20 protein-coding genes are annotated in these 23,217 nt (G+C 63.8%); 12 read left to right on the top strand and 8 right to left on the bottom strand.

Annotated elements, in window-relative coordinates; genetic code table 11:
• The first annotated feature begins 24 nt into the window (after window positions 1-24).
• The 4 genes from ORS3428_RS02145 (at window position 25) to ORS3428_RS02135 (ending at window position 2,452) form a co-directional block, all read left to right on the top strand.
• Window positions 25-810 (top strand): TSUP family transporter, encoded by a 786-nt coding sequence (locus ORS3428_RS02145; protein WP_071094163.1) that lies wholly within the window; start codon window positions 25-27, stop codon window positions 808-810.
• A 51-nt stretch (window positions 811-861) separates the two neighbouring features.
• Window positions 862-1,032, top strand: a complete 171-nt coding sequence (locus ORS3428_RS32100) for a hypothetical protein (RefSeq protein ID WP_108722948.1) — start codon at window positions 862-864, stop codon at window positions 1,030-1,032.
• A 92-nt stretch (window positions 1,033-1,124) separates the two neighbouring features.
• A complete protein-coding gene (locus tag ORS3428_RS02140) occupies window positions 1,125-1,964 on the top strand; it encodes a helix-turn-helix domain-containing protein (RefSeq protein ID WP_071094162.1) in 840 nt (279 codons plus the stop codon).
• Between the two features lie 68 nt (window positions 1,965-2,032).
• Entirely contained in the window at window positions 2,033-2,452 is a 420-nt protein-coding gene (locus ORS3428_RS02135; RefSeq protein WP_071094161.1) for a VOC family protein, read from the top strand.
• Window positions 2,453-2,637: 185 nt separating this feature from the next.
• Here ORS3428_RS02135 and ORS3428_RS02130 read toward each other — a convergent pair whose 3' ends face one another.
• Together ORS3428_RS02130 and ORS3428_RS02125 are read right to left on the bottom strand one after the other, a co-directional pair.
• A complete protein-coding gene (locus ORS3428_RS02130; protein WP_071094160.1) occupies window positions 2,638-4,107 on the bottom strand; it encodes a cobyric acid synthase in 1,470 nt (489 codons plus the stop codon).
• Window positions 4,107-4,712, bottom strand: coding sequence for a dimethylsulfonioproprionate lyase family protein (locus ORS3428_RS02125; RefSeq protein ID WP_071094159.1), 606 nt, complete (start codon window positions 4,710-4,712; stop codon window positions 4,107-4,109). Before ORS3428_RS02125 ends, ORS3428_RS02130 begins: the two co-directional genes overlap by 1 nt.
• A 139-nt stretch (window positions 4,713-4,851) precedes the next feature.
• Between ORS3428_RS02125 and ORS3428_RS02120 the strand changes: the two genes are divergently transcribed.
• Together ORS3428_RS02120 and mmsB are read left to right on the top strand one after the other, a co-directional pair.
• Window positions 4,852-6,018 (top strand): isobutyryl-CoA dehydrogenase, encoded by a 1,167-nt coding sequence (locus ORS3428_RS02120; protein ID WP_071094158.1) that lies wholly within the window; start codon window positions 4,852-4,854, stop codon window positions 6,016-6,018.
• A gap of 21 nt (window positions 6,019-6,039) precedes the next feature.
• Window positions 6,040-6,924, top strand: coding sequence for a 3-hydroxyisobutyrate dehydrogenase (gene mmsB / locus ORS3428_RS02115; protein WP_071094157.1), 885 nt, complete (start codon window positions 6,040-6,042; stop codon window positions 6,922-6,924).
• Between the two features lie 331 nt (window positions 6,925-7,255).
• Here the strand turns inward: mmsB and ORS3428_RS02110 are convergent, their stop codons facing one another.
• Together ORS3428_RS02110 and ORS3428_RS02100 are read right to left on the bottom strand one after the other, a co-directional pair.
• A complete protein-coding gene (locus tag ORS3428_RS02110; protein ID WP_071094156.1) occupies window positions 7,256-8,635 on the bottom strand; it encodes an aspartate aminotransferase family protein in 1,380 nt (459 codons plus the stop codon).
• 228 nt (window positions 8,636-8,863) lie between these two features.
• Window positions 8,864-10,975, bottom strand: a complete 2,112-nt coding sequence (locus tag ORS3428_RS02100) for a prolyl oligopeptidase family serine peptidase (RefSeq protein WP_071094221.1) — start codon at window positions 10,973-10,975, stop codon at window positions 8,864-8,866.
• Between the two features lie 107 nt (window positions 10,976-11,082).
• On the opposite strand from ORS3428_RS02100, the gene ORS3428_RS02095 reads away from it, so the two are divergent.
• Window positions 11,083-11,622: a hypothetical protein gene (locus ORS3428_RS02095; RefSeq protein WP_071094154.1), complete on the top strand. Its 540-nt coding sequence runs from the start codon at window positions 11,083-11,085 to the stop codon at window positions 11,620-11,622.
• A gap of 12 nt (window positions 11,623-11,634) precedes the next feature.
• On the opposite strand, the gene ORS3428_RS02090 is transcribed toward ORS3428_RS02095, so the two are convergent.
• The gene (locus ORS3428_RS02090; RefSeq protein WP_071094153.1) at window positions 11,635-12,795 is read right to left on the bottom strand and encodes an MFS transporter; all 1,161 of its coding nucleotides are present in this window, start codon (window positions 12,793-12,795) and stop codon (window positions 11,635-11,637) included.
• Between the two features lie 360 nt (window positions 12,796-13,155).
• On the opposite strand from ORS3428_RS02090, the gene ORS3428_RS02085 reads away from it, so the two are divergent.
• The 3 genes from ORS3428_RS02085 (at window position 13,156) to ORS3428_RS02075 (ending at window position 18,863) form a co-directional block, all read left to right on the top strand.
• Window positions 13,156-14,733 carry a trimethylamine methyltransferase family protein gene (locus ORS3428_RS02085; RefSeq protein WP_071094152.1) on the top strand — a complete coding sequence of 526 codons (1,578 nt, stop codon included), beginning with the start codon at window positions 13,156-13,158 and terminating at the stop codon, window positions 14,731-14,733.
• Window positions 14,734-14,924: 191 nt separating this feature from the next.
• Entirely contained in the window at window positions 14,925-17,495 is a 2,571-nt protein-coding gene (locus tag ORS3428_RS02080) for a GcvT family protein (RefSeq protein WP_071094151.1), read from the top strand.
• A gap of 9 nt (window positions 17,496-17,504) precedes the next feature.
• The gene (locus ORS3428_RS02075) at window positions 17,505-18,863 is read left to right on the top strand and encodes a M24 family metallopeptidase (protein WP_071094150.1); all 1,359 of its coding nucleotides are present in this window, start codon (window positions 17,505-17,507) and stop codon (window positions 18,861-18,863) included.
• 6 nt (window positions 18,864-18,869) lie between these two features.
• Here ORS3428_RS02075 and ORS3428_RS02070 read toward each other — a convergent pair whose 3' ends face one another.
• Both ORS3428_RS02070 and ORS3428_RS02065 read right to left on the bottom strand, forming a co-directional pair.
• A complete protein-coding gene (locus ORS3428_RS02070; protein ID WP_071094149.1) occupies window positions 18,870-19,670 on the bottom strand; it encodes a phosphate/phosphite/phosphonate ABC transporter substrate-binding protein in 801 nt (266 codons plus the stop codon).
• Between the two features lie 77 nt (window positions 19,671-19,747).
• A complete protein-coding gene (locus tag ORS3428_RS02065; protein ID WP_071094220.1) occupies window positions 19,748-20,758 on the bottom strand; it encodes a fatty acid desaturase in 1,011 nt (336 codons plus the stop codon).
• A 227-nt stretch (window positions 20,759-20,985) separates the two neighbouring features.
• On the opposite strand from ORS3428_RS02065, the gene ORS3428_RS02060 reads away from it, so the two are divergent.
• Together ORS3428_RS02060 and bmt are read left to right on the top strand one after the other, a co-directional pair.
• Entirely contained in the window at window positions 20,986-21,843 is an 858-nt protein-coding gene (locus ORS3428_RS02060) for a helix-turn-helix domain-containing protein (RefSeq protein WP_071094148.1), read from the top strand.
• Between the two features lie 109 nt (window positions 21,844-21,952).
• Window positions 21,953-22,969 carry a betaine--homocysteine S-methyltransferase gene (gene bmt, locus ORS3428_RS02055; RefSeq protein WP_071094147.1) on the top strand — a complete coding sequence of 339 codons (1,017 nt, stop codon included), beginning with the start codon at window positions 21,953-21,955 and terminating at the stop codon, window positions 22,967-22,969.
• Window positions 22,970-22,976: 7 nt separating this feature from the next.
• Here bmt and ORS3428_RS02050 read toward each other — a convergent pair whose 3' ends face one another.
• Entirely contained in the window at window positions 22,977-23,171 is a 195-nt protein-coding gene (locus tag ORS3428_RS02050; RefSeq protein ID WP_083354958.1) for a hypothetical protein, read from the bottom strand.
• Window positions 23,172-23,217: the final 46 nt, after the last annotated feature.

Here is a 23,217-nt window from a genome sequence, read left to right as displayed (position 1 = left end):
CTCCTTGCCCTAACTTCACAGCCGATGATCGACCTTACCCTGCAGACTGTCTTGATGCTTGCCGCGGCCGCTTTCGCGGCAGGCTTTGTCGATTCGATCGCCGGCGGCGGCGGCCTGATAACCATCCCGGCGCTGCTTCTGGCGGGCTTCTCGCCTGTCGCGGCTCTTGGCACCAACAAGCTGCAAGGCATGTTCGGCTCCGGCTCGGCCACCCTCCACTATGCCGCCAACGGTCAGGTCGATCTGCGCCGCCAGCTGCCTTCCGCGTTGCTGGCGCTGATCGGCGGCGCAGTCGGCGCCCTGTTGGCGACGGTCGTGCCCGGCGACTTCCTGCGCGCCCTCTTGCCGATCCTCCTGATCGCGATCGCGCTCTACTTCGCGTTCAAGCCCAACATGGGCGACGTGGATCGCGCCGAGCGCCTGTCGCCGCTTCTTTTCGGCCTGACAGTCGTGCCTGCCATTGGCTTCTATGACGGTCTGTTCGGTCCAGGCACCGGTTCGTTCCTCATGCTGGCCTTCGTCGCGCTCGCCGGCTACGGCGTGCTCAAGGCGACCGCTCACACCAAGCTGCTCAATTTCGCCTCTAACATCGGAGGCTTCATCGTCTTCGCCGCCGTCGGCGTCATCGACTGGAAGATCGGCCTGATGATGGGCGCGGCCCAGTTCCTCGGCGCTCGTCTGGGCGCCAGCCTCGCCATCAGGATCGGCGCAAAGCTGATCAAGCCGCTGCTGGTCATCGTCTGCCTGGCCCTGGCAGCGAAACTGCTTGCCGACCCGGCCAATTCCTTACGCCAGCTAATTGGTGTGTGAGGCTGCTGCTGGTAGAATTCCTGCGTGCGAATCATGTTGGAGGGACCAGACATGAATCTCAGTGCACCCACCCAGATCGTGTTCATAATTTCGTTGGTCATCGCCATCATCGGCCTTCTTGCCGGTCTTGGCGTTCTTGCGTTCATTCCACTCGCGGCGGTGTGGATTACGCTCATCGCCTATATCGTGCTGGCCGCCGGCTGCCTGATGCGCGGCGCCTGAATCGAAAGTCATTCTGGAATCTCAGGCAACTCGAGGCGTCCGGCTCTGCCGGGCGCTTTTGATTCGAGGACCTGGTCTGCTACGCTTTCGCCATGCCCGACGAAACAGAGCGCCATCGACAAGACAATCGATCCCCTGCCCTCCATTTCGAGATGGTCCGGCGCAAACCAGCTGCCTCGCTCGCAGGCATCGTCACGGATATCTGCGGCTATCGCGAGTTACGGCCCGGCCATTTCCGCATTGTCGAATATGCCTCGCTCACCGTGCCGCTGGTGATCAGTTTTGCCGAAGCCTTTGCGATCGGTCTCGGCCGCACTCCGGGCGACAACGATCGCTACGCCAGCTTCGCCGCCGGCCTCTATGCCGGGCCGGTCGTGATCGATTCCTTCGGCGGTTCCTGCTGCGTGCAGGTCAATTTCACTCCGCTTGGCGYGAGGCAGTTCTTCGGCCTGCCGATGAGCGAGTTGAGGGACCGCATGGTTGGGCTGGACGATGCGCTGGGGTTTGGCGGCATCGCGCTGCGCGAACTGCTTGGCGAAACGCAGGACTGGGGCACGCGCTTCGACATCGCAGAGAGATTCGTCAGCAGCCGCCTTGCCGAGGCGAATGCGCTTTCATCGGAAATCGCCTGGGCCTACAGGACGATCATCGCCTCTGGTGGCCGCACCCGCATTTCGACGCTCGCCGACGAGATCGGCTGGAGTCGCAAACATCTGRCGGCAAAATTCACCGACGCGATAGGAATAGGGCCGAAGACATTGTCGCGCATCGTCCGCTTCAACCGCGCGCTTTCGCTTTCGAAGCGGCAGGAGGACGACTGGGCCGGCATCGCAGCCGATTGCGGCTATGCCGACCAGGCACATCTGGTGCGCGAATTCCGCCAGCTTGCCGGCGAAACGCCGACCGCGCTCGCCGCTGCCTTCGCCAGGTAACATTTCTTCAAGACGCCGGAGGCGCTTTGCCCAACACTGGCTCATCGACCGCAACAAGGAGTTCGTCCATGCCCACGGCAACGGAAGCGCCGCGCATTTATCCTGCCCTGCGCTACAGGAACGCCGCCAAGATGATCGACTGGCTGTGCAATGCCTTCGGCTTCGAGGTGCGCGCCCGCTATGGCGAGGGCGATGTCGTCCATCACGCGGAACTCAGCTTCGGCTCCTCGATGATCATGCTGGGCACGGCGCGCGACGACGACTATGGCAAGATGGTCGGCGAGCCGGGCGCCGGTGGTGGCAAGTCGATCTACATCGCCGTCGACGATGCCGATGCCGCCTATGCCAGGGCGAAAAATGCCGGCGCCAGGATCATCCAGGAACTGGTCGACCGCGACTATGGCAGCCGCGAGTTCATCTGCCTCGACCCGGAAGGCAATGTCTGGTCCTTCGGCACCTATTGGCCGAAGGCCGGGGAGAAAGCCTAGGAGGTCTCGCCGACGTTGGGGGTTGGCGACAGCGCCTGAACTTCGTCATCCACGGGCGGAGCAAGGAGCGAAGCGACGCGCGCAGACCATAGAATGACGACCGCATAGATGGCTCGGCTAACCGCCAAGACGCTCGATTGCTCAARCACATGCGGACGGCCCGGCTCCCGTGCGGTGGAACAGACCTATCGCGCCAACGCAAAAATCGCGTCGCAGTCGAGACGCCTCTCCAGCTCGGCCGCGACCTCGTCCAGCGCCTTCTCCACCTCGGCGCGGTAGTCGATGCCGCCGCCAGCGACGCCAAGGCTCGCAAGGTATGCGGCACGGAATGCGTCGGCGGAAAATAGCCCATGCAGATAGGTGCCGATCACCTTGCCGTCGGCGGAAACCGCGCCGTCCTCGACGCCGTTGACGATTGCCGACGGTCGCGCCGTGTCCGGGCCGATGGTGCGGCCGAGATGGATCTCGTAGCCTTCGAGCGGCAGGCCGAACTGCACCGAATGGGCGCTGGAATTGCGGACCGTCTTCTCCGGCTCCATCATCGTTTCGATGTCGAGCAGGCCGAGGCCTTCCGTCTCGGTGACGCTGCCTTCGATGCCGTCGGGATCGCGTACCATGCGGCCGAGCATCTGGTAGCCGCCGCAGATGCCGACGACATGACCGCCGCGCTTGCGATGCGCGGCAAGGTCGCGATCCCAGCCATTCTCGCGGAATTTTATCAGATCGCCGATCGTCGATTTCGAGCCGGGAATGACCACCAGCCCGGCGTCTTCCGGCAATGGCTTGCCGGGCGGCACGAACACCACCTCGACCTGCGGCTCGGCCTTGAGCGGGTCGAGATCGTCGAAATTGGCGATGCGCGCCAGCATTGGCACCGCCACCTTCAATGCCCGCCTCTCGCCGGAGGCGAGGCGCTCGAGCACGACCGAATCCTCGGACGGCAGCCGGCTGGCCGCCTTCAGCCAGGGCACGACGCCGAAGCAGCGCCAGCCGGTAAACTTGCCGATCGCACTGATCCCGTCATCGAACAGCGAGACGTCGCCGCGGAACTTGTTGATGAGATAGCCGACGATCATGCGCCGGTCCTCCTCCGGCAGGATGAGATGCGTGCCGGCGACCGAGGCGATGACGCCGCCGCGATCGATATCGCCGACCAGCACCACTGGCACGTTGGCGCGCGTCGCAAAGCCCATATTGGCGATGTCGCGGCTTCTGAGATTGATCTCTGCCGGCGAGCCGGCGCCCTCGACGATGACCAGGTCGGCGCCCTCCCCGACCTTTGCCCAGGAATCGAACACGGCATCCATCAGCCGGGCCTTCATCGACTGATAGTCGCGCGCCCGCGCCTCGCCGAACACTTTGCCCTGCACCACGACTTGCGAGCCGATGTCGCTTTGCGGCTTGAGCAGTACCGGATTCATGTGAACGGTCGGCCTCACGCCGCAGGCCAGCGCCTGCAGCCACTGCCCTCGGCCGATCTCRCCAGCCTTGTTGGCACCTGGAATATCGGCAACGGCGGCATTGTTCGACATGTTCTGCGGTTTGAACGGTCGAACCTTCAGTCCGCGCTTTTTAGCGGCCCGGCAGAGCCCCGCCACCAGCACGGTCTTGCCGACATCCGAGCCGGTACCCTGCAGCATGATCGCCCTGGCCATCAGCCCCTGCCCTCCGAGCCGATGGTCGACTTCTGCGCCAGCGGTCCGCCGCGCCAGATATAGAGCGCCATCAACGGCTCCTTGCCGGTGCGCATGGCGTGATTGACGTTGGAAGCGTRGTGAACGACCTCGCCGGCCTCGCGAACGTGAAAACCGCTGTCACCCATGCGCCATTCCGTGCCGCCGGTCAGCGGAATATAGATCTCCTCGGCGATGTGGTGATGGTCCGGATAGACAATGTCCGGCCCAAGAATTAGAAGCCCGGCCGCGACCTCGTCGTTGACGAAATGCCCGCGCGTGCCGAGCACCTCCAGCCAGCCGTAATTGTCGATGAAGGCCTGGCCGAAATCGGCGGCAGTATAGGTCTGCCCCCAGCGCAGCTCCTCCCGATGGTCGGCCACGAACCGCGCCAGCGACCTGATGTCCGGCGGCGCAAGCTCTGCGATGCGATCGAGATGACGAAGGCAGCGGAGCGAACGCGCTTCGAGCGAGCGGGAGGGCATGTCCCAGCCGATGCGCGCGACCGCATCCGCGACCAGGCGGCTGTCGACGCCAGCGAGATAGAAGTGGAACCGATCCAGCAACTGATCGAAAATYGTCGGCACGCAAGGCTCCGTTGATCAATCCATGCACAACCGGTCCGCTGGCGGCCGGGTTTGCGCGGCGGCATCATTGGTCTAGATTGAACGGCGCGCAAAGCCAAAAACGACAGGCCAGAAGGTCTGAAACGACAGGGAGCACGCCATGGACGCGGCAGTCGATGCGGGCACTGGCCAATTCGAACTCACCGAGGAACAGCGCGCCATCCAGGAGATGGCTCAGGCCTTCGCGGCCGACCGTGTCGCGCCGAACGCGCTCGATTGGGACCGCGCAAAACACTTTCCAGCCGATGTGATCCGCGAGACCGGCCCGCTCGGCCTCGGCGGCATCTATGTCCGCGACGATGTCGGCGGCTCCGCGCTCGGACGCCTCGATGCCGTGCTGATCTTCGAGGCACTGGCGCGCGCCGATCCGGCCTTCTCCTCCTTCATCTCCATCCACAATATGGCGGCCTCGATGATCGACCGCTTCGGCTCCGACGAGCAGCGCCAGCGCCTGCTGCCGAAGCTGACCTCGATGGAATGGCTGGCGAGCTATTGCCTGACCGAGCCCGGCTCCGGCTCTGATGCAGCCGCGCTGAAGACGCGGGCGGTGAAGAGCGGCGGCAACTATGTCCTGAACGGCGCCAAGCAGTTCATCTCCGGCGCCGGCGACAGCGACCTCTATGTCGTCATGGCGCGCACCGGCAGCGACGGGCCGAAAGGCATATCGACCATCGTGGTGCCCAAGGACGCGCCCGGCCTGTCCTTCGGCGCCAACGAACACAAGATGGGCTGGAACATGCAGTCGACCCGCCAGGTCATCTTCGAGGACTGCACGGTGCCGGCCGAGAATCTGCTTGCCTCCGAAGGCGCCGGCTTCGGCATCGCCATGGCCGGCCTCGACGGCGGCCGGCTCAACATCGCCGCCTGCTCGCTGGGCGGCGCGCAATCGGCGCTCGACAAGGCGCTTGCGTATACAGCCGAGCGCAAGGCCTTTGGCTCCAAGATCAACCAGTTCCAGGCGCTGCAGTTCAGGCTGGCCGACATGGAGACGGAACTGCAGGCAGCCCGCATCTTCCTCTATGCCGCCGCCTCGAAGCTCGACCGCAAGGCGCCTGATGCCGGCAAATGGTCGGCGATGGCCAAGCGCTTCGTCACCGATATCGGCTTCAATGTCGCCAACGAGGCGCTGCAACTGCACGGCGGCTACGGCTATCTGCACGACTACGGCATCGAAAAACTGGTGCGGGACCTGCGCGTCCACYAGATCCTCGAAGGCACCAACGAGATCATGCGTGTCATCATCGCGCGTGCATTGATCGGCCGCTGACGGCAAATTCGGGAGAAAAAGATGGCAACGATCGCCTTCATCGGCTTGGGCAATATGGGTAATCCGATGGCCGCTAATCTCGTCAAGGCGGGACACGCCGTGCTGGGCTTCGATCTCATTCCCGAGAACCTCACAGTCGCGAAATCGCATGGCGTGACCGTCATGGCCAATGCCGTCGCCGCGGTGAAGGATGCCGATGTGGTCATCACCATGCTTCCCGCCGGCAAGCATGTGCTGTCGGTCTATGAGGATATCGCGCCGAAGGCGAAAAAAGACGCGCTGCTGATCGATTCCTCGACCATCGATGTCGAATCGGCCCGCAAGGCGCATGCCATTGCCGCCAGGCACGGCTTGCCGTCGATCGACGCGCCGGTTTCCGGCGGCACCGGCGGTGCTGCGGCCGGCACGCTGACTTTCATGGCGGGCGGCTCGGACGAGGCGTTTGCAGCCGCCGAGCCGATCCTCAAGCCGATGGCCGGCCGCATTGTCCACTGCGGCGGCGATGGCGCCGGCCAGGCCGCCAAGATCTGCAACAACATGATCCTCGGCATTTCGATGATCGGTGTCGCCGAAGCCTTCGTGCTCGCCGAAAAGCTTGGCCTGTCGCATCAGGCGCTGTTCGACGTCGCCTCCACCTCCTCCGGCCAGTGCTGGTCGCTCACCACCTACTGCCCGGTGCCCGGCCCCGTTCCGGCATCGCCCGCGAACCGCGACTACAAGCCTGGCTTTGCCGCGGCCCTCATGCTGAAGGACCTGAAACTGTCACAGGAAGCCGCGCAAGGTTCCGGCGCGGTGACGCCTCTCGGCGCCGAGGCGACGCAGCTCTACGCACTCTTCAATGCGCAAGGCAATGCCGGGGTCGATTTTTCCGGCATCATTAATTTCCTGCGCGGCGATCAAACCTAAACCGCTGCTTGCAAACGGTTATTAGCCGATTTTTTTGACGGAAAGCCGGCAAATTTAGATTTGCTTAAGGTCTCGATAACTCACCGGTAACGATGTGCCTTTAAAAGGGATTGCGAGGCGGACATCGCAACCGCCCGGCGCTCCGGATCAGGTCTCGCGTACCGGAGCCCGTAAGTTTCGCAAGTCTCTCGTAGCGAAACGCCATGCGTATCTGGCAAAGCCGCGTTCCCGCTGGGACGCGGTTTTTGCGTTTCGGAAGGGTTTCGCTGCACCCGTCGCTCGGATCGCTCGGGGCGCCCTTCCACCAAGGGCGCGCCCCGAGCGCGGTGACCTAGCGCTTCTGCAAATCCGCGTCGGCGAGATCGAGCGCCCTGGCGATGCGCTCGCAGGCCATGTCGATCGTGTCGCGCGTCCAGATCAGTGGCGGCGAAAGAATCATCGTGTCGCCGGTGGCACGCAGCATCATTCCCTGCGAAATCGCGTGGTCGCGGACGAGGACGGCGGCACTTCCTGAAGGCAGGTAGCGTTCCTTGGTCGCCTTGTCCTTGACGATCTCGATCGCCCCCATCAGGCCGATCGAGCGCACCTCGCCGACCAGCCTGTGGCCGGCAATGCGTTCCTGGAGCGCCTGGGCGAAATAGGGACCGGTGTCGTTCTTGACCCGCTCCACCAGGCCCTCACGCTCGATGATGTCGAGGTTCTTCAACGCCACCGCGCAGGCCACCGGATGACCCGAATAGGTGTATCCGTGATAGAATTCCCCGCCCTTCTCGACCAGCGTCCTGGCGACGCGGTCGCCAACGAGCAATGCCGACAGCGGCTGATAGCCTGAGGTCAGTGCCTTGGCGGTGGTGATGGTGTCGGGCTCGACACCAAAGGTCTGCGCCGCGAACCATTCGCCGGTGCGGCCGTAGCCGGTGATCACCTCGTCCAGCATCAGCAGGACGTCATATTTGCGGCAGATGCGCTGCACCTCGGGCCAATAGCTCATCGGCGGGATTTTCACCCCGCCGGCCCCCATCACCGGCTCGCCGATAAAGGCCGCGACCTTGTCGGCGCCAGCTTCGAGGATTGCGTCCTCGACCGCCTTTGCCGCGCGGATGCCGAAGTCATGGTCGMTTTCGCCGGGCAGCGCGAGCTCATAGGAATAGGGCATCATCACATGGACGATGTTGGGCACGGCGCCGCCGAGCTGCTTGTGCATGGGCTCCATGCCGCCGAGCGATGTACCGGCGATAGTCGAGCCGTGATAGCCCATCTTGCGCGAAATGACGCGGTTCTTCTCGGGCTTGCCTTCGAGCGTCCAGTAGTGGCGGACGAGCCGCAGGGCTGTGTCGTTGGCCTCCGAACCGGACGAGCCGTAGAAGACCTGGCTGACATGCTTCAGCGCCAACTCCGCCAGCTTCTTCGACAACAGCACCGGCGTCGGCGTCGAGCACTTGAAGAAGGAGTTGTAGTAAGGCAGCTCCTTCATCTGGGCATAAGCGGCCTCCGCCAACTCGTCGCGGCCATAGCCGACATTGACGCACCACAGGCCCGCCATGCCGTCGAGGATTTCCGTTCCTTCCGCATCATAGATGAACGGGCCGTCGGCGCGGGTGATGATGCGCGAGCCGATTTCACGCAGTTCCTTGTGGTCGGTGAAGGGATGAAGGTGGTGCGCGGCATCGATCTGCTGAAGCTGCTTCAGCGAATAATTCTGATAGGTCATGGATTTGAGCTTTCCTCTTGAATCAATCCGGCAGAAGCCGGGGCGGATTCGTCAAAGGAAGAGAGGCGGCGAATAGCCGATGCGGGCGCAAAGCCGCAAAAGCTCAGCACGCAGCGTGCGCGGTGACGGCGTCACCGCGACCCCGAAGGCGCCTGATGTGCTGATGCGAACCATGGCGGCACATTAAGCCGCCCGTGGCTAGAAATTCAAGCTGCACCGCGCTTTCGGTCAAGCAATTGGATTGCCGGAATCCCGGCTTGCACTTTTCGCTCCGATGCCCAGCGCACGTTGCAGGAAAATGTAACGCATGGCGGTTTGCGCCGCCTGCGGCCGGCGATCGCCGCGCCCGCCGTGACCGCCTTCGATCTCTTCGAAGAAAAGCGTGCCGGCATGGCCCATGGCCTGCAGCCGAGCCGCCATCTTGCGCGCATGGCCGGGATGGACGCGGTCATCAGCGGTCGAGGTCATCAGGAGCACCGGCGGATAGGYGGTATCGGCCGCGACATGCTGATAGGGTGAATAGGAAGCAAGYCAGGCGGCATCCTCCGGCTTCGACGGGTCGCCATATTCGGCGATCCAGGACGCACCGGGCGGCAATTCGGTGTAGCGCAGCATGTCGAGTAGCGGCACGTCGATGATGACGGCGCCGAACAACTCCGGGCGCTGCGTCAGCGACACGCCGGTGAGCAGGCCGCCATTCGAACCGCCCTGGATGCCGAGTTGCGCCGCCGTGGTAATGCCGCGTTTGACTACGTCCTCGGCTACGGCGGCGAAATCGTCGAAGGCCTTCTGGCGGTTGCCCTTGAGAGCGGCCTGGTGCCAGGCAGGGCCGAACTCGCCGCCGCCGCGGATATTGGCCTGCACATAGGCGTTGCCCTTGTCCAGCCAGAGCCTGCCGCGGATGCCGCCATAGCCGGGCAACAATGGCACCTCGAAGCCGCCATAGCCGTTGAGCAGTGCCGGGACCGGCCCTTTCTGATCGCGGCGCCTGACGACGAAATACGGGATCATCGTGCCGTCCTTCGAGCGAGCCTCGAACTGCTCCGAAATATAGGGCGAGGCATCGAAGCGCGCCGGCTGCGCCTTCACTGTTTGAAGAGTCTCGCCATTGTCGTCCGACCAGATGATCGAGCTCGGCGTCAGGAAATCGGTGAAGGAGAAGGAGACACTGGAGCCAAAATGCTCGACATGGCTGATGCCGACATTGCCGTTGTCCGGCAGGCCGACCGGCTTCAGCGACCAGCCGTTGTCGGTGCGGTCGCAAACAACGACCTTGCCGCGCACATTGTCCATGAGGTTGATGAAAAGCCGACCCTGCGTCCTGGCGAGGCCGGCGATGGAAACGCGGTGCGCCGGTTTGAGCAGGGTCTCGATCGGTCCGAACGCGCCGGTCTCGATCCAACGATCGAAATCGACGGAATAAAGCCCGTCCGGCAGACAGTTCGTGCCGTCGGGCGCCGTCCACGGGCCGCGCACGCCGAAGACGAGCTGCCCCTTGAAGATCGCCGTGTCGGTGGCATCATCGGGCAGCGGGATGCGCCTGTTCTCGCCCGACGCCAGCCGCAGGAAGCTGTGCGAGGTAAAGAAGTCGATGGTCTTGCCAAGCAGCACATGTTTCCTGTCGCCATCGAACTCGACGCCGCCGCCGACCGCGAGGTGATGCTTTTCGCCCTCGAAAATCGGCGTTGCGTCCTCCAGCTTCGTGCCGCGCCGCCACAGCTTGACCACGCGCGGATAGCCGGACTGGGTCTTGTCGGCCTCCTCGAATGCCGCCGAGACGATCACCGTATCCTTGTCCAGCCAGGAAAAGCCCGACTTGGACGCAGGCGCGCGAAAACCGCCCTCGACGAAGGATTTCGTCGCCATGTCGAACTCGCGCATCTCGCTGGCGTCGCCGCCATCCGGCGACATGGAGAGCAGGCAACGGTCGAAATCCGGATAGAGCCGGCTCGCCCCGCCGAACACCCATTTCACCCCCTCCTTGGCCGAGAGCTGATCGAAGTCGATGATCGTTTCCCAGTCCGGCTTGTCGGTCTTGTAGGAAGCGACCGGTGCGCGGCGCCACAGGCCCAGCGCATTGGCCTTGTCCTGCCAGAAATTATAGACATATTCGGCGAGCGCTGCCCCGATCGGGATATTGTCCTCGGCCGTCATCAGATCGAGCGCGGTCTCGAACGCGCCCTGATAGGAAGGATCGCCCTGCAGTTCGCCGACTGTCACCGCATTCTGGCGATGAACCCAGTCGAGCGCTTCCTTGCTGCTGCGGTCTTCCAACCAGAGGAAGGGATCCTCGGATTTGCCGGCTGAACCTGGCTGCTTCTGTGCGGTCGACTGGGTCATGTGGTCTCCGAAATTCGTGATGCTCGGTGCCACAAACATCGGCATGGCGCTACCGACATTCAATTGGAGGACGTAAAAAGGAGCGGACCGAACCRCAATGGCGCCTCATGCAACGTCTCTTCATTGCCACCAAGAAGTTTGACCCATTCCACAGCGCCGGATGGAAGGAATACCTCGAATGGTCGGGGCTCATCCAGTTGACTGAGGTCGTCACACTCGACGGAATGCTTTGCCCATTCGCACTCGCCGAGACCAAGGAGAGCTACTGGCCTTATATTGTTCACGAAGACAACATGCTCAGCTTCTTCGTGGATCTCGATTTCCTTCTATCCGAATTGGCCGATATCCGCGATCTCAACATTCTGGGCGTGATCCGAAGGCCTCCAGAGAATGTGAGCTCGATTGACTGGAACGGGTTTGCGTTCCTTGGCTACGACCTGATGGACAAGGCGGTCGGCAACAGCGCATTGACCAATTGCGGCGGCTTTCCGGACGCATTCGCGAACTCGGAACTCTCGAACGTCGGACTGATCCAGGACTTTGAGCGCGCTGTTGAAATTCAGCGGGCGCTGCGCAACAAATACTATCCGCCGGAACATCATGCTGACTGCGACCTCTGGGCGATCTTCAGACAGAAAGAAAGCTGAAGATCGACCGTCTCATGCCACTCGCCTGCGAGTGACGGTGGCTACAGCCAGCGCCGCGCACATGGCACCTAGCGTGACCGGCAGGCCGGCAGCACCGATCACATCCATCACGCTGCCGGCAATCGGCGGCACGACGACACCGCCGACGCCCCACATCAGCGAAAAAGCGGCGTTGCCGGCCACCAGCGTCGAGCCGCTGAAGCGCTCGCCGAGCTCGATGATCGACATCGTGTATATGCCGTAGGAGACCGCTCCCCAGATGAAGACGCAAGGCCAGATCAGCGGCGTCTCGATCAGCACCGGCAACAGGACGCAGCCGAGCACCGCTACCGAGACGCAGCCGAAGCGCACCAGGCGCGCYGTCAGCCTTTCGGCCAGCAGCCCGAGCGGCACCTGCATGGCGATATTGCCGGCAATCATCGCCGACAGCAGCGCCGACATGCGCGCTTCGGGAATGCCGTAATGCGTGYCGTAAACGGGAAGCAGCGCCAGCACAGCCTGCTCGAAACCGGCGGCAACGACGACCGCCGACAGCAGCAGCCAGGCGCGCGGCATGAAACCAAGCACCGAAACCTCGGTACCGGCCTCGTCGACTTTGGGCAGGCGCTTCACCACCACGGCCAGGCAAGCGCCGCAGAAGAAGAACGCGAGGATGCCGACAAGGAAAGGCGGCCAGCCTTCGGTGCCGACACCGAGCAGGCACAACGGTCCGGCCGCGAAGCCCCCGGAGATGATGGTCGAATAGATGCCCATGACGCGCCCGCGCCGTGACGGCGGGGCAAGCGCAATGACCCAGATTTCGCTCAGCACATAGAGCGGGTTGGTCACCACGCCGACCAGGAAGCGCAGCGGAAACCAGAGATAGACGTCTTGCGTCCACCCGATCAGCGCCAGCACCAGTGCCGAGAGCCCGGCGCAGGTGAGCGCAGTTCGCCCCGCGCCGAAGCGCCGCGCCAGTCCGGGGATCAGCGGCGAGGACAGGATGAAGCCGACCGGTGTCATCGCCGCCGACAGGCCGATCACGGCCGGCGACACGCCCTGCCGCTGCAGGATGAAGCTGAGCAGCGGATAGGAAAGCCCTTGCGCGATGGCGAAAACCGACACAGTCGCGATCACGCCGGTGATCGCGGCCCATTGCACCGTCTCGCCGGTCCTTGATTCCGCCAGAGCCATGATCGCTGCTCCAATCGCTAAAAGGCTTAGCCAATACGGGCGATTGCCGTAAGGGCCACCGCCGGCGAAAGCGCATGCTCCAGCCACTGCTTGTCAGGAGAGCCGGCGCTGCAACAACTGCCYGTTGCGGCGGATGTTCGGCGATCTTTGCAGAGGCCGGTCATCATGGCTCGCGGTTCAATCGCCGGCGCATTGTCGTCCGGAACGGCGGGCCGATGCCCGGGAGCGGCAATTCGGCCATCCGGCCGGCTGCCGGTCCGTCATGTCGCTTCCCTCGCCCTAGTGGTCGCCGCCTCCTTACCGGCAGGATTGCCGCCGGTCCATTATGCCGGCCACTTTCGTATCCTCACGAGGCTTCTCATGACCGCCGCCCTTCACCCCGCCGAACCGGCTTTGGCAACAGATCGCGCCCGCCGCGGCGGCCGCGCTGGAAAGCGCGCCGGTGCGGGGGTCGCCTTCGAGCAGCCGCCATTCCGGCAGCTGAAGAACCCGCTGACGCCGACCAGGCTTGTGTCCGACGACGAGTTGGAATCGATCCACCTCGCCTCGCTGCGCGTGCTGAAGGAGATCGGCGTCGACGTGCTGCATGAGGAAGCCCGCCGTATCATGAAGGCGCATGGCGCCGACGTCCGCGAGGGCAGCGAGCGGGTGCGCTTCGACAGCGACATGATCCTCGAGCTCGTCTCGCACTGCCCGTCGGAATTCACGCTCCATGCCCGCAATCCGGCGCACAATCTGCGTTTCGGCGGTAACAACGTCATCCTTTCGATGATGGCTTCGGCGCCCAACTGTTCCGACCTCGACCGTGGCCGTCRCCCCGGCAACCAGGCCGATTACCGCAACTTCCTGCGCCTAGCGCAGATGCACAACATCTTGCAGTGCACTGGCGGCTATCCGGTCGAGCCGATCGACATCCATCCGTCGGTCCGCCACCTCGAATGCATCCGCGACCTCGCCACGCTGACCGACAAGGTCTTTCACATCTACTCGCTCGGCAAGGAACGCAATGTCGACGGCATCGAGATCGTCCGCATCGCGCGCGGCATCAGCCGCGAGCAACTGATGGAAGAGCCGTCGGTCTTCACCATCATCAACACCAACTCGCCGCTGAAGCTCGACGTGCCGATGATGGAAGGCATCATACAGATGGCAAGCATGGGCCAGGCGGTGATCGTGACACCGTTCACGCTCTCGGGCGCCATGGCGCCCGTCACCATCGCCGGCGCGCTGGTGCAGCAGAACGCCGAGGCGCTTTCCGGCATCGCCTTCGCCCAGATGGTGAAGAAGGGCGCGCCGGTCGCCTATGGCGGCTTCACCTCGAATGTCGACATGAAGTCGGGCGCGCCGGCCTTCGGCACGCCGGAATACATGAAGGCGCAGCTCGTCGGCGGCCAGCTCGCCCGCCGCTACAACATCCCCTACCGCACCTCCAACACCTGCGCCGCCAACACGGTCGACGCGCAGGCCGCCTATGAGAGCGTCTTCTCGCTCTGGGGCGCCATGCAGGGCGGCGGCAATCTGCTGATGCACGGGGCCGGCTGGCTGGAAGGCGGCCTGCGCTGCTCCTACGAAAAGACCATCCTCGACATCGATCTGCTGCAGATGGTAGCCGAGTTTCTCACTCCGCTCGATCTCTCCGAGGACGCGCTCGGTTTCGACGCCATCCAGTCAGTCGGCCCAGGCGGCCATTTCTTCGGCACCCAGCACACGCAGGAACGCTACAAGACCGCCTTCTACGCGCCGATCGTCTCCGACTGGCRCAACTTCGAGACCTGGACCGAAGCCGGCTCGCCGACGGCGCTCGAGCGCACCAACAAGGTTTGGAAGGACCGCCTCGCCGCCTATGAGGAGCCCTATGTGGACCCGGCGATCCGCGAGGAGCTCAACGACTTCGTCGAGAAGCGCCGCGCCGAAGGCGGCGCGCCGACCGATTTCTGATCGCCCGTATTGGTCTGAATTGGTCCGATGAATAGTCGACCCCCACTCCGTCGAGCTTTGCTCGACACCTCTCCCCCGATCGACGGGGGAGAGGAAGGGCGCGGACTTATGCCGGCTGGCGCCCTTCCCCTCCCTCCGGAGGGGAAACCCCGCTTCCACGATACTGTCTCTTCAAAAACGGGCCTATCTTCATGAAATCTCACGTAAAAGCGGTTGTCATCGGCGGCGGCGTCGTCGGCTGCTCGGTGCTCTACCACCTCGCCAAGGCGGGCTGGACCGACATCATGCTGATCGAGCGTTCGGAGTTGACCTCCGGCTCTTCCTGGCATGCTGCGGGCGGCTTCCACACGCTGAACGGCGACCCGAACGTCGCCAAGCTGCAGGCCTATACGGTCCAGCTCTACAAGGAGATCGAGGAGCTCTCCGGCCAGTCCTGCTCGCTGCATCTCACCGGTGGCGTGATGATGGCCGACACGCCCGAGCGCATGGACTTCCTGCGGCTCGCCCACGCCAAGGGCCGCTATCTCGGCATGGACACCGAGTTGATCACCCCGTCCGAGGCCAAGGCGATGTTCCCGCTGATGGACGAGAAGAATTTCGTCGGCGCCATGYGGGACCCGGTCGAAGGCCATCTCGATCCGTCCGGCACCACCCACGCTTACGCCAAGGCCGCGCRCAGGCTCGGCGCCGAGATCGTGCTGCGCAACCGCGTCGTCGAGCTGACGCAGGAGGTCGACGGCACCTGGAACGTCGTCACCGAGCAAGGCACGGTGAAGGCCGAGCATGTCGTCAACTGCGGCGGCCTGTGGGCGCGCGAAATTGGCCGCATGGTCGGCGTCGAACTGCCGGTGCTGGCGATGGAGCACATGTACCTGCTCACCGAGCCGATGCCTGAGGTCGAGGAATTCAACAAGTCGACCGGCCGCGAGATGGTCGGCGTGCTCGATTTCAAGGGCGAGATCTACACCCGCCAGGAGCGCAACGGCGTCCTGCTCGGCACCTATGAGAAGGCCTGCAAGCCGTGGTCGCCGGTCGACACCCCCTGGAACTTCGGCCATGAATTGCTGCAGCCCGACATCGACCGCATCGCACCGTCGCTGGAGATCGGCTTCAAGCATTTCCCCGGCATCGAGAAGGCCGGCATCAAGCAGATCATCAACGGCCCCTTCACCTTCGCGCCGGACGGCAACCCGCTGGTCGGCCCGGTGCAGGGCCTGACCAATTTCTGGTGCGCCTGCGCAGTCATGGCGGGCTTCAGCCAGGGCGGCGGCGTCGGACTCGCGCTCTCCAACTGGATGGTGCACGGCGATCCGGGCTTCGACGTCTGGGGCATGGACGTCGCCCGCTTCGGCGAATGGGCGACGCTGCGCTACACCAACGCCAAGGTGCGCGAGAACTATTCGCGACGCTTCTCGATCCGCTTTCCGAACGAGGAACTGCCGGCCGCGCGTCCGGCGCAGACCACGCCGCTCTACGACACCATGCTCGCCAACAATGCGGTGATGGGCGACAGCTGGGGCCTGGAAACCCCACTCTGGTTCGCGCCCAAAGGCACCGAACCGAAGGACATCGTCTCCTTCCACCGCTCGAACGACTTCGGTCCGGTCGGCGAGGAAGTGCGCGCCACGCGCGAGCGGGTCGGCGTCACCGAGATCGCCAACTTCGCCAAATACGAGGTCTCCGGCCCGGCAGCGGAGGATTTCCTCAACCGGCTGATGACCAACCGCATGCCGAAGACCGGCCGCATCGTGCTGACCCCGATGATCAACGAGTTCGRCAGGCTGATCGGCGACTTCACCATCGCCAAGACCGGCGAGGATCGCTTCATGATCTGGGGCTCTTCGGCCGCGCAGAAATATCACATGCGCTGGTTCGAGAAGCACCTGCCGAAGGACGGGTCGGTGCGCATCCACCGCTTCGACCAGACGCTTGTCGGGCTGTCGATCGCCGGACCGAAATCGCGTGACCTGCTGCAGAAGCTGGTCGATATCGACGTCTCGACCAAGGCCTTCCGCTTCATGGATTTCCGCGAGATGGCGGTCGGCGGCGCTCCCTGCATGGTCAACCGCATCACCTATACCGGCGATCTCGGCTACGAGATCTGGATGGCGCCCGCCTATCAGCGCCTCGTGTACAAGGCGATCAAGGAAGCCGGCGAGAAATTCGGCCTGGTCGATTTCGGCATGCGCGCGCTGCTGTCGATGCGCCTCGAAAAGAACTTCCCGACCTGGTTCCGCGAACTGCGCCCGATCTACGGCCCGTTCGAAGGCTCGATGGACCGCTTCATCAAGCTGGAGAAGAACGACTTCATCGGCCGGGAAGCGGCTGCCAAGGAGCATGCCGAAGGGCCGAAGCTGCGCCGCGTCTCCTTCATCGTCGATGCGGCGGATGCCGACGTGATGGGCGACGAGCCGATCTGGGCCAAGGTCGGCAAGGACTACGGCACGGTGGAAAAGCCGCATGGCTATGGCGCGCCGCGCTTCGATGAAACCGGCAAGGAAGTGCGCGGCTCAAAGGCCGCCGAAGGCGCTTCCGCCGTGCGCGGTATCGTCGACGGCGAATGGCGCGTGGTAGGCTGGGTAACTTCCGGCGGCTATGCGCATTACGTGCAGAAGTCGATGGCGCAGGGCTATGTGCCGGCAGCCCTCGCCGAGGACGAGAGCGCGGGCCTGTTCGAGATCGAGATCCTCGGCCACCGCCGCCCGGCCCGCATCAATATCGAGCCGCCCTTCGACCCAAGCGGCGAGAAGATGCGCAGCTGAGACCCGGCCGTGGACAGCGCGGCACCAAAGGGAGGCTTCGGCCGCCACCGCAAGATCATGCCGTTCGAACCGGGCTCGGTCGAAGCGCTGCGTGAAGCTTCCCGCGAAAAGGCAGCCGCGCTCAACCAGCATGTGCTGGGCTACGGCGCTCTGGCCGAAGCCGAATGGGCAGCGGCAGCTATTGCCGCTCCCGATCTGCCTGCCATGCGACAATACCGGCTCGAGCGCATCCGCGCCGAGCTCAAGCGCCGCGACTATGCAGGCGCCCTGCTCTACGACCCGGTCAACATCCGCTACGCGACCGATTCGACCAACATGCAGCTCTGGGTGGCGCACAACCCGACGCGCTACTGCTTCGTCGCCACCGAAGGCCCGGTGGTGCTGTTCGACTATTTCTCCTGCGAGCACCTGTCGGATCATGCCGGCATCGTCGATGAGGTGCGGCCGGCGGTATCGTGGACGTACCTCTACAGCGGGGAGTTGACCGACAGGAAGGTCCGCCGCTGGGCGGCCGGCATCGCCGAGCTTGTTGCCGAACACGGCGGCGGCAATCGCCGCATCGCGGTCGACCACATCAATCCGGAAGGCGTGGCCGAGCTTGCCCGCCGCGGCATCAATGTCGGCAATGGTGAAGCGGTGATGGAGAATGCGCGCCTCATCAAATCGCCCGACGAGATTCTCGCCATGCGCCGCGCCATGGTCGCCTGCGAGGCGGCGATGGTCGAAATGGAAGCGGCGCTGAAGCCCGGCATCTCCGAGAACGAGCTTTGGGCGGAGCTGCATCGCGGCAATATCGCGCGCGGCGGCGAGTGGATCGAAACCCGGCTTCTGTCGTCCGGCCCGCGCACCAATCCCTGGTTCCAGGAATGCTCGTCGCGCGTCGTCGAGGACGGCGACCTCGTCGCCTTCGACACCGACCTCATCGGTCCCTACGGCTTCTGCGCCGACCTCTCGCGCACCTGGCTCTGCGGCGACGGAACGCCGTCCAACGAGCAGCGCGACTTGTTCCGTATCGCCGCCGACCAGATCGCCCACAACACCGAGCTGATGCGGCCGGGTATCTCCTTCCGCGATCTCGTCGAACGCTCGGCGGTGCCGCCGGGTGACTGCTTCCCGGCGCGCTACGGCGTGCTCTATCACGGCGCCGGACTGGCGGACGAGTATCCAACCTTGCCGCATGCCAGCGACTGGACGGACGATACGCCCGATGGCGTGCTCGAACCCGGCATGGTGCTGTGCGTCGAAAGCTATATCGGCCGGCTGGGTGGACGTGAGGGCGTCAAGATCGAGGAGCAGATCCTGATCACCGCCGCCGGCAACGAAAAACTGTCGATCTATCCGCTGGACGATCGATTGCTCGGCGGTTGAGACGTATCAACCGGCCGCGGCAACAGCCGCGCGCATGGACGCGACGACGTCCGCCGGTGTGGTCCGCGCCGTAATAAACGGCAAGCCCTTTCGTCTTGCTGTCCAGCCGACGACCTTCACGTGCCGCGCCGCCGGCTCGAAACGTTGCGCCAGAGCCCAGCTCCGGCAATCGACTGCGGCGATATCAGCCCTGCCCTCGGCGATGGCAACGATCGATGACCTATGGCCACCGCTTTCGCTGCGCGAGGCGAAGATCTCGAGACTTTCGCCCATTGCCTCCAGGTCGCGCGTCAGCCCGATCAGTCCGGACATGGAATCCAGATCGTTGAAGATGAACCGCGTGCCGCGAATAAGATCGAGCGGAATGACGGCCTTGCCGTCCTCAGGCGAGGCAACTGGCGGCCCGCCATCCGCGAGCATCACCAGCGCGCTGGAATAGAGTTCGCCCTGCCCGCCCTCGAATGCGTCGTAACCTGGCTGGGCAATTACCTGCACATGTTCAGCCAGGCCGAGTTCCATCGGCCCCCAGCAAGTTTGCCCGAAGAGCAGTGCCGGACTCAGCCAAAGCTGATGAAAATCGAACTCGTCCGCTGGCAGCGTTGCCGGGTCAGGCGCAATCAGCTTCCCCGCACCGTCGCGAATGCCTCCAGGCACCGGCGGCAGGTCGCGATTGCTGCGTGCCATACTCTCCGGCGCATCGATGCCCCTTTGCCGGAAAGCGTCGCGGAGCCGCGCCCATTGCGCGTCGATCTCGCCGCGCATTTCGGGCCAGTCATACATCGGCAAAGCCGCAACCAACTTACTCATGGCGAATAGCTTTCAAAGACAGGCGGCCATCGGCGCCTGCGTCCCGCTGCGAAAAAGGCCGTCGCGAAAAGTCGAGATTACTCCTTGGGCGGCTCTGCCGGGACTGGGACCGTTCCAAGTCCATTCACATTACGCGCCCTGATGCGCGGCTTGAAGGCGCGGCCGGGCTCCGGCGTGCGGCGCAGCACCGGGTGGACGACCGGCTCCTTGGCTTTGAAGGCAAAGGATCTGATCAGCGCAAAATAGTTCGGATAGACATAACCGCTGTTCATCCGCAGCCATTCGTCGCGGCGATCGCGAAACATCTTCGGCAGTCTGTACCAGGCGACGGTCGGGCTCTTGTGATGCACGAAATGCAGGTTGTTGTTGAGGAACAGCAACGACAGCGGCGACCGCTCGACGATGATCGTGCGCCCTTCGGGGTGCTCCGACCACTGATGTTCGGCATAGGTGCGGACCGCGATCAGCGACTGGCCGAGCCACACCGGCAACAGTATGTAGAGCCAGAGCRGGATGCCAAAGCCGAACGTCACGATCGGCACAACGACAGCGAGGCCGATGGCGTGYAGCAGCCAGGCTTTGCGGATCGTCCTGTCGCCGGYGRCAATCTGCCTGGYGTCGTCGATGAAGAAGCCGACCGACGACAGCCACGGGCCGAGAATGAAACGGCCGACCATGGTATTGTTGAGCTTGAGCAGGAACTTCATCGCCGGCGGCAGTTCCTCATGCATCCAGAGCGCCTGATAATAGCTTTCCGGATCGTCCAGCGGATCGGTCAGCCGCTCGTCCGCATGATGACGAAGGTGGATCGTCCTGAAGCGGCGGAACGGCCAGACGAGGCCGATCGGCAGGAAGACGAAGGCCTCGTTGATCCTGGCGTTGCGGGTCGGATGGCCATGCAGCACTTCATRCACAAGCGAGGATTGCAGTGCCAATATGAAGCCCAGGACGCCGAGCGCGATCAGCGGATGGGTCGGCCAGAGCAGGAAGCCGGCGGCGAGCCAGATGCCGTAGCAGAAAAGTGTGAGGAATACGGTCGGCCATTCCAAGGCCGGTGTGCTGCTACGTCTCTTGTYTATGCTCGTCATGCTATCGACCACTGCCTTCCAGTCGCCGGAACCATTGCAATTCCTGACAACATTGTGTCAGCAGCCTTTCGTTGTCGCAACGCGACAAAGCGCACAAACTGTTGCGAGTGCGCATTTTTATCGGCAGATGTTATGCATTGTAAACAGATTTGGGGATTCATTTACGCCTGAGCCGCGAGCATGGCGGCCACGGCGCAAATTTTTCCTCTCGGGAACGGAGCAGATGGATGGACAAGCRTGATCTGTCGACGATCTTCCGGGAGCGACTGAAATTGCTCTTGACACGCTCCGACCTGAACCAATCGGCCTTCGCGACCGCCGTCGRCATCGACCGTTCGGCGCTCTCGCAACTGCTGTCCGGAGCCTCGACCCGCCTGCCCCGCGCCGAGACGCTGCTCAACATTGCCGCCGAGTTCAAAGTATCCCTCGACTGGTTGCTGGGCCTGAGCCAGGACGAAGGCGTCACCGGCGAGATTCGCGAAAGCCTGGAGATCGAGGAGGCGGCGGACGGTTTCGATCGCACGTTGCTCGCCAAATGGCACGCCGAGGCGGCCGGCACGAAAATCCGCTACGTGCCTGCCGGCATTCCGGACCTCCTGCGCACCGAGGCGCTGGTCGAATACGAGGCCGGCATCGCGAACAAGAGTCGCGAGGCGCAGGCCGGCGAGACGCAATACCGCATCGACTACAACAGGCGGCCGGAGACCGACATGGAAGTCTGCATGCCGCGCCATACGCTGGAGATCTTCGCGCGCGGCCTCGGCATCTGGGATCGCTTTCCCGAGGCCGAGCGCCGCAGGCAGTTGCTGCACATGGCAGCGCTTCTCGACGACCTTTACCCGACCTTCCGCCTGTTCCTCTACGACGGCCGTATGCGCTATTCGATCCCCTATACGATCTTCGGTCCCTAYCGTGCGGCGATCTATGTCGGCGACATGTATCTGGTGCTCAATGCCACCCAGCCGGTCCGCACCTTGACCAGCCATTTCGACAATCTGATCCGCGCCGCCGACGTCAACGCGCATGAGGCGGCAAGCTTCACGCAAAGGCTGGCTGGCATGTCGTTCCCATCAGGCCCGGCCTGAACGCTGTCGCCACAGTCCAAATCGGCACCCCAAGCGACTCCAAATTCATTGACTGGACATAAAGACTTCTTTATATCGTTATTTGAATTCCCGAACGAAAGCCAAAGCCATGACCGCGACTAATCCCATCGACGCGCTGATTGCTGAAAAGGGCGTGCTGCTCGCCGATGGCGCCACCGGCACCAACCTGTTCGCGATGGGCCTCGAGGCCGGCGAAGCGCCCGAACTGCTGAACGAAACGGCACCCGACACCGTCACGAAGCTGCACCAGAACTTCGTCGACGCCGGCGCCGACATCATCCTGACCAATTCCTTCGGCGGCACTCGTCACCGGCTGAAGCTGCATCATGCGCAGGACCGGGTCGGCGAGCTGAACAAGCGCGCCGCCGAGATCGCCCGTTCCGTCGCCGACAAGGCCGGCCGCAGGGTGATCGTGGCCGGCTCCGTCGGCCCGACCGGCGAACTGCTGGCGCCGCTGGGCGCCATGACCTATGAGGATGCCGTCGATGCCTTCGCCGAGCAGATCGAAGGCCTCAAGGCCGGCGGCGCCGAAGTCGCCTGGATCGAGACGATGTCGGCGCCGGATGAGATCCGCGCGGCGGCGGAGGCCGCGATCCGCGTCGGCCTGCCCTATACCTATACCGGCTCCTTCGACACCGCCGGCCGCACCATGATGGGGCTGCTACCGAAGGACATTCACGGCGTTGCCGAAGGGCTGTCGCAGGCTCCGCTCGGCGTCGGCGCCAATTGCGGCGTCGGCGCGGCCGACATCCTGGCCTCGCTGCTGGACATGACCGAGGCGAAGCCGGAGGCGACCGTGATCGTCAAGGGCAATTGCGGCATTCCGGAATTCCGCGGCAGCGAGATCCATTATTCCGGCACGCCCGAGCTGATGGCCGACTATGTCAGGCTGGCGGTCGACGCCGGCGCCAAGATCGTCGGTGGCTGCTGCGGCACCTCGTTCGCCCATCTCGCCGCCATGCGCAAAGCGCTCGACGGACATACCAAGTCGTCGCGCCCGACCGTCGAGACCATCGTCCAGCGCATCGGCCCGATGCGCAACAAAACGGCAAGCGGTGGCGAAACGGGCGAAGGCCGCCGCGAGCGCCGGCGCAGCCGCGCCTGACCGCCTTCTATTTGCTGTTTTCGGCGTAGCGCGACAGCGCCGTGTTGAAGTCGGTCGCGGCGCTGTCCGTGCTGTCGGCGCCCATCGTCAGCAAGGCGCCGGACACGCGCGGGTTGCTGATCTGCTCCAGCATCACGCGGAAGCGGTCGTTATTCAGCGCGGAGAGCGCCGTCTTGCGGGCCGCGTCGACATCACTTCTCATGCGTGAGGATTCCGGCGGAGCAGACGGCCCTCGTGCCTGAAGGTCG

The sequence above is a fragment of the Mesorhizobium sp. ORS 3428 genome (genome assembly GCF_001854785.1).
Classification (GTDB): domain Bacteria; phylum Pseudomonadota; class Alphaproteobacteria; order Rhizobiales; family Rhizobiaceae; genus Mesorhizobium.
Note: the sequence above shows the minus strand (reverse complement) of the source record. Positions and strands in the feature narration are given on the sequence as shown.

Excerpts from the sequence above, each read along its gene's own strand:
- ORS3428_RS02145 (WP_071094163.1), top strand. The coding sequence starts at position 25 with ATGATCGACCTTACCCTGCAGACTGTCTTGATGCTTGCCGCGGCCGCT.
- ORS3428_RS02050 (WP_083354958.1), bottom strand. The coding sequence starts at position 23,171 with ATGAGAAGTGATGTCGACGCGGCCCGCAAGACGGCGCTCTCCGCGCTG.
- ORS3428_RS32100 (WP_108722948.1), top strand. The coding sequence starts at position 862 with ATGAATCTCAGTGCACCCACCCAGATCGTGTTCATAATTTCGTTGGTC.
- mmsB (WP_071094157.1), top strand. The coding sequence starts at position 6,040 with ATGGCAACGATCGCCTTCATCGGCTTGGGCAATATGGGTAATCCGATG.
- ORS3428_RS02135 (WP_071094161.1), top strand. The coding sequence starts at position 2,033 with ATGCCCACGGCAACGGAAGCGCCGCGCATTTATCCTGCCCTGCGCTAC.
- ORS3428_RS02095 (WP_071094154.1), top strand. The coding sequence starts at position 11,083 with ATGCAACGTCTCTTCATTGCCACCAAGAAGTTTGACCCATTCCACAGC.
- bmt (WP_071094147.1), top strand. The coding sequence starts at position 21,953 with ATGACCGCGACTAATCCCATCGACGCGCTGATTGCTGAAAAGGGCGTG.
- ORS3428_RS02070 (WP_071094149.1), bottom strand. The coding sequence starts at position 19,670 with ATGAGTAAGTTGGTTGCGGCTTTGCCGATGTATGACTGGCCCGAAATG.